Here is a 10146-nt window from a genome sequence, read left to right on the forward strand (position 1 = left end):
AGATTTTTTCTCTCCGTAATTTCCCTCTGTGACAGTTAGGGGTGCGGAATGTGGGTTCAATAACGTGAGTCATTGTCGTATCTTTCATTGCAGCGTATAACCGCAACTTATTTAATCTGCGTTCACTCATCCGCATTTTAAACCATTCTATTTTCATTTTTTGTACCCACATAATACCCATTAATGTTATACTAGCAGATAACAAGGAGGTGATAAAAAAATGAGGACTGCGTACCAATACAAACTACGACCAACGAAACAACAAGTAGCAAGTATAGATAGATGGTTGTCTATGCTTTGCGCTCAATATAATTATTTCTTAGCTGACAGATTCAACTGGCATGAGCAAAATCGTTGTTCAATTAACGCTTGTCCTCTTGTTTGTCATTTACCTGAACTAAGAGATAACCCAGATTATTATTCACAAAAGAAAACGCTACCTATTTTAAAGAAAACTCATCCTCATTACGGTGATATTCATTCACAAGTTTTACAGGATGTGGTCAAGCGAGTTAAGGTAACATTTGACCGTTTTTTAAGTGGAGATAGCAACGGGAGGAGAAGCGGTAGACCTCGTTTTAAGTCTCGTGACCGTTACCGGACTTTTACTTATCCACAGATGAAGGATGATTGCATTCAAGGTAGTTTAATAAATCTTCCGAAACTGGGAAATATTAAAGTTATTTTGCATCGTCCCATGCCTAATGGGTTTAAGATAAAGACAGTCTCAGTTACTAAAAAAGCTGACGGATACTATGTAACCCTCAGTCTCGAAGACCCGACAGTCCCTAGTGTCAAGCACGATATTAATCCTGACTCAATAACAGGGATTGACCTTGGTCTGAAGGAGTTTTTAACAACTTCTGATGGTGAACCTGTTGCAATTCCTCAACACTACCGCAAGTCTCAAAAACGTTTGCGAGTTATTCAAAAACGGGTATCTCGTCGTAAAAAGGATAGTAATCGTAGACGTAAAGCAGTAAAACAGTTGGGCAAGCAACATAAAAAAGTTGCCGATAAACGGAAAGATTTTCATTTTAAAACTGCAAAACAATTGCTGTCAAAATACGATGTTGTTGCTCATGAAGACCTCAACGTTAAAGGACTTTCAAAATCCCGTCTAGCAAAATCTGTGCATGATGCCGGAGGGCACCCGCTTCTTGTCAATTCTAGCCACCAAAGCCGTTCGCGAAGCGTGCGCCTTTGGCGCATAAATGCTGGGTTGTTGGTAATAGCTGTGAATGCTTCCGGTACCTCACAAGATTGCTCTAGTTGTGCCGTGAAAGTTCCCAAGAAACTACATGAACGTTGGCATTCTTGCCAGTGTGGTTGTTCGCTAGACCGTGACCACAATGCAGCGATAAATATAAAAAATAGAGCGCTGGGGCATCGCGTTCTTAAAGCTCAGTTAATGTCCGACGGGATACCGGGAGTCGCTGAGAAGCCTACACTGTACTGTACTCAGTCAGTGTAGGAGTATGTCACTTCCCTGGGGTCTGGGTTAGCTTGAATAAAATCTGTCAAATGCTTCCATCCATCGGTAAAGCTCTTTTTGTTCAAATGTCTTTTTTCTTTGAGCTTTACGCTTTTGTTTTATTCGCTGCTTTTTGTGTTCAGGTTCTTCAGATATAGGTGTTTTTGGCTTTTTTCTCGATGCTATAGCTTTGACCATAGTAGCCCTAATGGCTGACCGAAATCTGAGTCTAATGCTAACGATGTGTGTAGAATTAGTCCGTTTCCACCGTTTCCAGTAGGACCATAATCTCACGCTTCTCTAATATTTTTTTGTAATCAAGAAAACTCGTATCCCCTACCGCTAGCACAACTGGTATGCCATTGATTTGAAGCGCTGTTTGTTTAAAACACGGTTGAGTCAACTTTTCAAATATTGTTTTAGGATTAGTAAAAAATTCGTAACTGCGTTTGAGGTCACTGGCACTTTTAAATATTTTTGACAATGGTTGACCATATTTTACACCAATAGCATCCGCAATCGATACTGCTCTTTGGGTTAATCGTTTGTCTCCAAAATCACATTTACAATACGGGTTGTTCTCTAATATTTTCATTTTCACTCATATCACTCACACTTGTGACGACAATATCAGCAAATCTAAAGATCATATTGGAGATTGGTTCGCGAAAAATCTTCGCGAACCAATCTCCCTTTTCCACATCCCGTGAAAAGTCAGCAGTCCTTAGTATCCATAGGATGCTATTAACAACCTGTCGGTGGTCTTGATTTGGCTTACCTGTTCGCAGCTTCTGATGTGAATGTAGCGGTTTTAACCTCTACGACTGAGAGTTCAAATCCCGACTCCCGACTCCTATATTTTATGCGGGTAACTGTGCTTCACGCACTCGCTTGTTGAGCAAACTTATACTTGTATACGCGACAAGTAGACTTAATAACTCTAGGATAATAAATTCAAGAAACGTAGCTTTCCTTGTGCTGTTAAATATATCCCACAAGGCGTGGAGTAATACTGCTGTCAAAAAAGCCTTTACCACTTGCCAGTTAAATACTGTATGTCCTGTTTTGGCTCGTTCTCTCCACAACACAGCACAAACAAGCCCCGTCCAAGCTGCGTGTCCGGCTGGAGAGAGCAATCCACGAGCAAGCAAAACTTCGTCAAGAACAACTAAATTTCCCTTTGATTCCAGAAGAGAGACAAAACTGTAACCCATTGTCTCAAGTGCAGCAAAACCCATACCGGAAGCAGTACCAAGGAGTATTCCGGTTGCCAAAGAGCGGTGACGTCCCTGTAAGTAGTATGCTAAAGGAAAAATTAACTTAGCGCTTTCTTCAATCAGTCCAACACCAAGCATGGGCAAGAAACCTAACGCTTTGACTACATCGTACTCTAGGTTTCCTGCAACAACTGTGCCTACAACTCCACCCCAAAGAAAACAAATTGCCATTGGGGGTAACGAGTATTCCCAATTGGGTAAATTTCCATATAAATATGTTATAAAAGATACAGGTACAAGAAATGAACCTAGCAAGATGACACTAGGTATGAAGTTGGGGTTATTAGTTGTAATAACAGCTTTCTCAACAACATACAGCAGAAGGAGCCCACTGATAAATATCTGAAACCATGTGCGTCTGATAAAACCCATATATAAATTGCCTTTGTTAGCGCTAATGTAGCCTCAATAATTTATAAGACTATTGATGACATCGTTATTATGAGATTAAATCTATCGTTAGGTAAAGGCAAGATAGCCTAGAAAAGCTGCAATTTAGCAGAAAATGGGCTAAAAACTCAACCTTAAGAAGAATGCAGAACGCAGAACCGCAGCGCGCGAATATCCCCACGGATGGAATCCGGGGGATTTGAGAATGGAAAAATTTTCTTTTTCTCTCGCATTTAAATTCGGGGGCAGCCATACCAATACTCAAAAACCAGAACTCTTGACTCATAACGAGAAAACGCGTTTCATATTCTGATCTCTGAGTTCTGTACCTATCGTTCTTTTTTGGTGAAAGTATTATTTTATGCAAGCAGTAAATTGCCATGTTATTTTGCTGCTTAAGTTGTCAATCTGAGATGGTCATAACTTGAGAAATAGTTAACACTGATAACAGTTGCAATTTGTCTCTATTCACATCTTGCACTACTTGCAATAAACGTAAGGTGACATTGCCTACAACGGTAGAATTAGCTTTTGAGACTGAAGCGATCGCAATGCACCCTACAAAAATAGCGTTTTTGAGAATGGTAAGTCTAATGTTAGGTGTTATGTTAAACTTCATTTTTACTAGATTTGACAAAGTATTCGATTTGTTAATTGCTGTCAACCCAGCAATTCGTGTTCCTATTGCAATCAGTTTAGGAGCAATTCCAGGGGCATTGAGTCGTTACTACCTCACTATATTATCAGCCCAATGGTTTGGAACTGGTTTCCCTTACGGTATCTTCTCCACCAACCTTACAACAGCACTGGTCATGGGTTTTTTCGTGACTTTGACTTTAGAAAAGACCCATGACCAGTGCGGACTTACGTTTACTGATTCCAGTCGGGTTTTTAGGTTCATACACAACTTTCTCAACTTACTCTCTGGATACTACGACTCTTCTACAAACGGCGAATTATGGAATAGCGCTATTTTACTGGATGACTAGCGTAGCGTTAGGTGTTGTTTGTGTAGAACTAGGAAGCTTTTTAGCAAGGAAATTATCATGACGCGGTGATTCTGCCGTTTGGCAATTTATTTAAAGGTAGCTTCATTAGTCTTATTGGTGCTTCACAGTAGCGTTTGCATTCTGGGAGGAATGCTTTTTGCTCGACAACTTCCCAAACTCCGACAACAAGTCTTAGCAACACATCCTCAACTAATATCTCTTGATGAGAAATAAAGCTTCCTTGCAAATACCACACAAATCTTCCCAAGTTCTTAACTTTTTCTTTTTACAGTCAAACTAAAAGCACAAAAGAATTGAAGGCTATGAATAATTTAAACTATGATTCCCAAAATGGTTCTCAGGAAATCGATAACTTTAATTTAAACTCAAATCCACAACCTGATAAGGTGCATAATCCAAATTGGAAAAAACCACTTACCTATTTAGGATGTATGCTAGTGGGCGCAGGTATCGCAGCGATCGCTATGCGCCCACTATCAAATAATTCGTTGCTACCTCAACCATTTCTTTCCGCGCAAGGAGCAAAAGCAACTCAACCATCTACTAATCCAGCTACATCTGATAATTTGAACTTTATCACCACTGTAGTGAATCAGACAGGACCTGCTGTCGTGAGAATTGATTCCACTCAAACGGTAAAAAATCCTCAGGCTAGTGTTTTTAACGACCCATTATTTCAGCAATTCTTCGGTTCCGAATTTCCCAAAGTGCCATCCAACGAAACCGTTCATGGAATTGGTTCGGGCTTCATTATTAATTCTAATGGTGAGATTATAACTAATGCTCATGTGGTACATGGAGTTAAAACGGTTACAGTTACTCTCAAAGATGGACGTACTTTTAAGGGTAAAGTTATGGGTAGTGACCCAGTAACAGATGTTGCTGTTGTGAAAATTTCAGCTAATAATTTGCCAACAGCATCGTTGGGTAATTCAGAACAACTCCAACCAGGACAATGGGTCATTGCGATCGGTAATCCTCTTGGTTTAGATAATACTGTCACCCAAGGTATTGTCAGTGCTACAGGTCGTTCTAGTTCTCAGGTGGGAATGCAAGATGAGCGAGTCAATTACATCCAAACTGATGCAGCAATTAATCCTGGTAATTCTGGCGGTCCATTATTAAACACGGATGGTCAAGTTATCGGGATGAATACTGCAATTATCAAAGATACCCAAGGTTTAGGTTTTGCAATTCCTATTAATACAGCCAAGACAATTGCTAATCAAATCATCGCTACAGGTAAAGTCGAGCATCCTTATTTGGGTATTCAAATGTTAACGTTGACACCAGAGGTGAAACAAGAACTTAACAGCGACCCCAACTCTCCAATTAATGTCAATGAGTCTCAAGGTGTCTTAGTTGTCAAAGTTATACCTTCTTCACCTGCGGCTCGTGGGGGACTTCGTGCTGGTGATGTGATTGAGAAGGCAAATAACGAAGCTGTCGATAACTCGAATGAGTTGCAACAAATTGTAAATAGTACTTCCATAGGTAGTAATTTGCAATTGCAAATTCATAGGCAAGGAAAAACTATTAATATGAGTCTCCAAGCAGGAGTATTACCTACAACAAATGATAGTCAAGACTAGAGATAGTAGAAGTAAAAGCTAAAGGTGTATTACAAGCAGATGTACCAAATACAAGATAACTCTATCACAAGTGTTAGTTATGCCACATCGAACTCAACAATCTGCCAATAAATCGTTATCTTTCCGTTTTAACACAATGATAGTAGCAATTATTGGAGTCGCTGTAGTAGTAGGAATTTTGATTGGGGTTAGCGTAAGTACTGTTGCCAATTCTAGTCCAGACAATGTCGCTAGCAGCACCTATATTGACAGTTCTGCTCCAGATGCTGATGTCTGCGTGCAGTATGGAGCAAGCGCCATTGTCACAGATGCTCGTATCTTTGTTACCCTAAATCCCTTTAGGGTCTATGTCTCCCAACCGCGTATGCAACCAGGTTGTGTTTTGCGTACAAGTGATTGGTCAATTCTGCAACAAAAAAACCTAGTGACATCCCAACAAGTCAGCACTTGTAAGAACAACTTGAATACTTTTGCCTACACAGGTAAATTAGAAAATTCGCCACAGATTTCTTGCGTCTATCCAAATGATGCTGCTGGAAACCTCTTTGCTCCTCAAGCTAGTCCTGCTACGAAAACGCAGTAATATATTGTCAATATTATATATGTTTTCTTGTTTTTAGGTCTGAATATTATGTCTACACTTCACGAGCATAAATCAAAGCAACTTCAATCAGAAAATATTTGGATTGACACTATCAAAACGATAAGTTTAAGTGTAATTATAGCGTTAGGTATTCGTACCTTTGTTGCTGAAGCACGTTATGTACCTTCTGGTTCTATGGAGCCAACTATTCAACCAGGTGATCGTTTAATTATAGATAAAATTAGCTATGATTTTACTTCTCCTCAACGAGGTGAAATCGTTGTCTTTAATCCGACAAAAACGCTACAACAAGATAATTTTCATGACGCTTTTATTAAACGTGTTATTGGCTTACCTGGGGATAAGGTTGAGGTGAAGAATGGACAAGTTTACATTAATAGTTTACCCATAAAAGAAAACTATATTGAAGCTAAACCAGATTATAACTGGGGTCCGGTGATTGTCCCTGCAAATTCTTATCTGGTTCTTGGAGACAATCGGAATGATAGCTTTGACAGTCACTATTGGGGCTTTGTTCCCCGTAATAAAATCATTGGTCGGGCAATTTTCTTTTTCTGGCCTTTAAACAGAATTAGAGAAATACAAAGACCTGTTTATGTTTTAAAGTGAAGAAAAATAGCCAATACCTTAAATTAAGTTTTGCTTATGCTCATGATATTTTTAGGAATCGATTTCATATTAGTTGGTTTTCTCGTTTTTGGTGGGGCGTTTGTTTGTGGTTACTTATTGGAAGTTACTCATCCACAACCATACAAATGTGACTATGACAAAACTGTCATAAAGAATAACCTTTGTTAAGGAAAGTATAACTATGATTGGCTCAAAAAAATTATCTCCAAAAGTAGATAACAACAGTAAAGAAGTTCGCACTAATGATATTATACGTTCTTATCTTCAAGACATTGGACGTGTGCCTCTGCTGACTAAAGAGCAAGAAATCTCTTTATCTATACAAGTTCAGCAGATGATGAACTTGTTGGCTGTTAAGGAAAAACTAGCTGTTGAATTAGAACATGAACCAACAGTGCAAGATTGGGCTGATGAGATGAACCTTGGCTCAGAAGAACTAGTTGATATGCTTCATCAAGGACAAAAAGCTAAGCAAAAGATGATTCAGGCTAATCTCCGACTTGTGGTAGCAGTAGCCAAGAAATATCAAAGACGCAATATGGAGTTGCTGGACTTGATTCAAGAAGGGACTTTAGGGCTAGAACGAGGGGTAGAGAAATTTGACTCCACCAGAGGATACAAGCTTTCTACCTATGTTTACTGGTGGATTCGTCAAGGAATAACACGGGCGATCGCTCAACAAGGACGCACAATCCGATTACCTATTCATGTTATAGAGAAGTTGAACAAAATGAAGCGCATTCAGCGAGAATTATCTCAAAAGTTAGGTCGCGTTCCCACAACGACAGAAATTGCTGAAGCCCTTTCTCTACAGCCTAGTCAAATTCGTGAATTTATGGTTTTTTCTCGTAGACCTATCTCTTTAGAGTTAAGAGTAGGACCAGAACGAGAAACGGAATTGCAAGAAATCCTAGAGGATCAAGCTGGTTCTCCTTTCAACTACGTTGTTGAAAAATCTCTCCGCCAAGACCTTCAAAACTTATTTTCAAATCTGTCCCCGCAACAGAAGGAAGTGATATCCTTACGCTTTGGTTTTACAGATGGGCATGAACTTTCTTTAGCACAAATTGGTCGGCGTATGAATATTAGTCAAGAACGAGTACGACAAATAGAGATACAAGCTCTCAAGATCTTACGTCGTAATAAGGATAAGATAAGCAGTTATTTAGCTAGTTGATGTTGATACCAAATTGGGTTCTAAAAGGATGTCTGAAAAGTTTTAGAATCTGTTGGGCGCGATCAATTTCCTCGTCGTTCCCTGAGATAAGCACTTAAACGGAACATAAAGACTTATCATTAAGGCAGTAGGGGAGCAGGGGGGGCTCAAGAGCCGGGGAGCGGGTTTTCCGGTTTTTGCACAGATCGTTTAATAATAGCTAATTAACCGGACTTGATATGAATCTAACGATTCATGCACGATTTTGTAGCCGAGTCAGGGGGGCGACTTCCTGGCTTAGGCATCCAACTAATGCACGGGATTGGAGGTTCTGAGGCTATAAACCAATACAGTTCAGTTAGTGGTATTTAAGATCCCCCAACCCCCTTAAAAAGGGGGCTTAGTTCCCTCCTTTTTAAGGCCTTGTCATTACCAACATTTTTCCAAAGATTGGGTTGAAAAATTGATAGCCCAGCACATATCCATTAAACGACACCATCCGCGCCATAGAGTTTGCCAACCAGGAAGCCCATCACTTTTACGGCCGAGAAAACCACCCAAACGAGCAACACACTTCCAAAAATCACCTAAAGTTAAATCATTTGAGAGCAAACCAAGACGAGCAACCAGAATATTTAGGATCATGGGGGGTACAAAATTTTGAGCAGGCAATAAGGGATTACTACGACTAAGTTCGCGTAACTGTAACAATCTCACTGCAACAACTGCAAAAAAACCAAGCAACGTGACTAAACCATTGGCTGACTCCAATTGGCGTTTTTCGATTGCACAACCTGTTTTCAGGCATTTATGATATTCTTCAATCAGCCAACGGCAAGTGTACCAGTCGATTTGGATCAAAGCAGAGTTGTCATCTGTTACAGGTACACTTGTAAACAAAATCCATTCCAAATCACCTGATGATTCTTCCCAAACACGTATACACCAACCATCAATTGGCTGTTGTTTTCTTTCACTACCCGTTGCAGGTGGTTGAATTGTCACGGCTGACCAAGCAACTTGTAAATCCACACAACGTTTAGGTTCGCCGTTGCGGCCACGTAGCACAATCGTCTTGGTTGACATTGGTTCCAAGTCACGAGCAAAAGCTTTGAGGTATCCTTTTGTGCCATCCGGTTTGGTAATAACACGATTTTGAGTTACTCGCAGCAAGCAGTGCCAGTGTAGTGCACTCACACGTCGGATATATGAAAAAATATCGCTGCCTCTGTCTCCAACACTCACCCACATTGAATCTATCTGTGGAGCTTCTCCAATTGATTCGACCATCTGCGACCAAATTTCACCCTCACTCTCGGTTCTGAGTAATTCCTGTGAAATGTTCTCGATTTTTCGGTTTTGAGTATCACTACCACGTACCCAAGGTATTTGTCCTGCCAGTCCTAATATCTCTGGGTTTCCTGGGACTGGTACTACTGCCAAGCAATTGTGCAGCATTATTCCTCGCCCTTTGCCATCGCCTATATGCCCTAACCCCTTAATGTTCCTTGCCGATGTGTAATCTAGTTCTGAGGTATCTTGGATAAATAGCACGACTGAGCCAGAACTATTTTTGGCGATCGCTTTTGTTGCTGCTGTGTGTGGCTTAATCAACTCACTGTGAGTCACCTCTTGTTCTGCAAATAGTCTGTAAGCTGCTCTGACTTCATTCCAACCTGACATGATATTTGGCAGACTTGCTTCAGGGTTAGCCGCAATTGCTGCTCCCACAGCGATCGCTCTATCTGTACGACGACTATCCCCTAATTCGCTATCGCCCCATTGCTCAACTGCCCAAGCATTCAGGTCTGTGAAATTTTTCAACTTCATACTCTGACTCTATTACACCCTTACCTCACTTTAAAAGATGTTGGTAATGACAAGCCTTTTTAAGGAGGGCTAGGGAGGATCAACCTTTAACTGAACCGTATTGGGCTATAAACCTGATAGAAGAACTAGTCAACTACCCACACTAACACGGAGTGTATAGTGTGGGCTTGAAAGAACCAGCTT

At 40.4% G+C, this 10146-nt stretch carries 11 protein-coding genes and 1 pseudogene; 6 read left to right on the forward strand and 6 right to left on the reverse strand.

Going from position 1 to position 10146, the window contains the following annotated elements; all coding sequences use genetic code 11:
• Positions 1–220: 220 nt before the first annotated feature.
• Positions 221–1474: an RNA-guided endonuclease InsQ/TnpB family protein gene (locus tag AACT52_RS08435; RefSeq protein WP_073636513.1), complete on the forward strand. Its 1254-nt coding sequence runs from the start codon at positions 221–223 to the stop codon at positions 1472–1474.
• Positions 1475–1501: 27 nt separating this feature from the next.
• On the opposite strand, the gene AACT52_RS08440 is transcribed toward AACT52_RS08435, so the two are convergent.
• The 5 genes and pseudogenes from AACT52_RS08440 to AACT52_RS08455 all read right to left on the reverse strand — a co-directional run bounded on the left by AACT52_RS08440 (position 1502) and on the right by AACT52_RS08455 (position 3760).
• Positions 1502–1672, reverse strand: a complete 171-nt coding sequence (locus AACT52_RS08440; RefSeq protein WP_158055026.1) for a hypothetical protein — start codon at positions 1670–1672, stop codon at positions 1502–1504.
• Between the two features lie 55 nt (positions 1673–1727).
• Entirely contained in the window at positions 1728–2069 is a 342-nt protein-coding gene (locus AACT52_RS08445) for an IS4/Tn5 family transposase DNA-binding protein (RefSeq protein ID WP_143173018.1), read from the reverse strand.
• A gap of 124 nt (positions 2070–2193) precedes the next feature.
• Positions 2194–2283, reverse strand: a pseudogene (locus tag AACT52_RS41300) (IS5-like element ISMra2 family transposase); the annotation flags it as partial.
• Positions 2284–2334: 51 nt separating this feature from the next.
• On the reverse strand, positions 2335–3123 hold the full coding sequence (locus AACT52_RS08450; RefSeq protein WP_073636515.1) for a PrsW family intramembrane metalloprotease: 789 nt from the start codon (positions 3121–3123) through the stop codon (positions 2335–2337).
• A 421-nt stretch (positions 3124–3544) separates the two neighbouring features.
• Positions 3545–3760: a hypothetical protein gene (locus AACT52_RS08455; protein ID WP_073636516.1), complete on the reverse strand. Its 216-nt coding sequence runs from the start codon at positions 3758–3760 to the stop codon at positions 3545–3547.
• A 230-nt stretch (positions 3761–3990) separates the two neighbouring features.
• On the opposite strand from AACT52_RS08455, the gene AACT52_RS08460 reads away from it, so the two are divergent.
• The 5 genes from AACT52_RS08460 (at position 3991) to AACT52_RS08480 (ending at position 8154) form a co-directional block, all read left to right on the forward strand.
• Entirely contained in the window at positions 3991–4191 is a 201-nt protein-coding gene (locus AACT52_RS08460; RefSeq protein WP_337251829.1) for a fluoride efflux transporter FluC, read from the forward strand.
• Positions 4192–4453: 262 nt separating this feature from the next.
• A complete protein-coding gene (locus tag AACT52_RS08465) occupies positions 4454–5743 on the forward strand; it encodes an HhoA/HhoB/HtrA family serine endopeptidase (protein ID WP_073636517.1) in 1290 nt (429 codons plus the stop codon).
• A gap of 79 nt (positions 5744–5822) precedes the next feature.
• Positions 5823–6326: a DUF3172 domain-containing protein gene (locus AACT52_RS08470; protein WP_073636521.1), complete on the forward strand. Its 504-nt coding sequence runs from the start codon at positions 5823–5825 to the stop codon at positions 6324–6326.
• Positions 6327–6371: 45 nt separating this feature from the next.
• Positions 6372–6956, forward strand: a complete 585-nt coding sequence (gene lepB, locus AACT52_RS08475) for a signal peptidase I (RefSeq protein ID WP_443216701.1) — start codon at positions 6372–6374, stop codon at positions 6954–6956.
• Between the two features lie 202 nt (positions 6957–7158).
• Complete coding sequence (locus AACT52_RS08480) at positions 7159–8154, forward strand: RNA polymerase sigma factor, RpoD/SigA family (RefSeq protein WP_073636519.1); 996 nt, start codon at positions 7159–7161, stop codon at positions 8152–8154.
• A 408-nt stretch (positions 8155–8562) separates the two neighbouring features.
• On the opposite strand, the gene AACT52_RS08485 is transcribed toward AACT52_RS08480, so the two are convergent.
• On the reverse strand, positions 8563–9963 hold the full coding sequence (locus AACT52_RS08485; protein ID WP_073636520.1) for an IS4 family transposase: 1401 nt from the start codon (positions 9961–9963) through the stop codon (positions 8563–8565).
• Positions 9964–10146 lie beyond the last annotated feature (183 nt).

This window comes from Scytonema sp. HK-05, assembly GCF_963872035.1.
In the GTDB taxonomy this organism is placed as follows: Bacteria; Cyanobacteriota; Cyanobacteriia; order Cyanobacteriales; family Nostocaceae; genus Kalymmatonema.

Excerpts from the sequence above, each read along its gene's own strand:
- AACT52_RS08435 (WP_073636513.1), top strand. The coding sequence starts at position 221 with ATGAGGACTGCGTACCAATACAAACTACGACCAACGAAACAACAAGTA.
- AACT52_RS08440 (WP_158055026.1), bottom strand. The coding sequence starts at position 1,672 with ATGGTCAAAGCTATAGCATCGAGAAAAAAGCCAAAAACACCTATATCT.
- AACT52_RS08445 (WP_143173018.1), bottom strand. The coding sequence starts at position 2,069 with ATGAAAATATTAGAGAACAACCCGTATTGTAAATGTGATTTTGGAGAC.
- AACT52_RS08450 (WP_073636515.1), bottom strand. The coding sequence starts at position 3,123 with ATGGGTTTTATCAGACGCACATGGTTTCAGATATTTATCAGTGGGCTC.
- AACT52_RS08455 (WP_073636516.1), bottom strand. The coding sequence starts at position 3,760 with ATGAAGTTTAACATAACACCTAACATTAGACTTACCATTCTCAAAAAC.
- AACT52_RS08460 (WP_337251829.1), top strand. The coding sequence starts at position 3,991 with ATGACCAGTGCGGACTTACGTTTACTGATTCCAGTCGGGTTTTTAGGT.
- AACT52_RS08465 (WP_073636517.1), top strand. The coding sequence starts at position 4,454 with ATGAATAATTTAAACTATGATTCCCAAAATGGTTCTCAGGAAATCGAT.
- AACT52_RS08470 (WP_073636521.1), top strand. The coding sequence starts at position 5,823 with ATGCCACATCGAACTCAACAATCTGCCAATAAATCGTTATCTTTCCGT.
- AACT52_RS08480 (WP_073636519.1), top strand. The coding sequence starts at position 7,159 with ATGATTGGCTCAAAAAAATTATCTCCAAAAGTAGATAACAACAGTAAA.
- AACT52_RS08485 (WP_073636520.1), bottom strand. The coding sequence starts at position 9,963 with ATGAAGTTGAAAAATTTCACAGACCTGAATGCTTGGGCAGTTGAGCAA.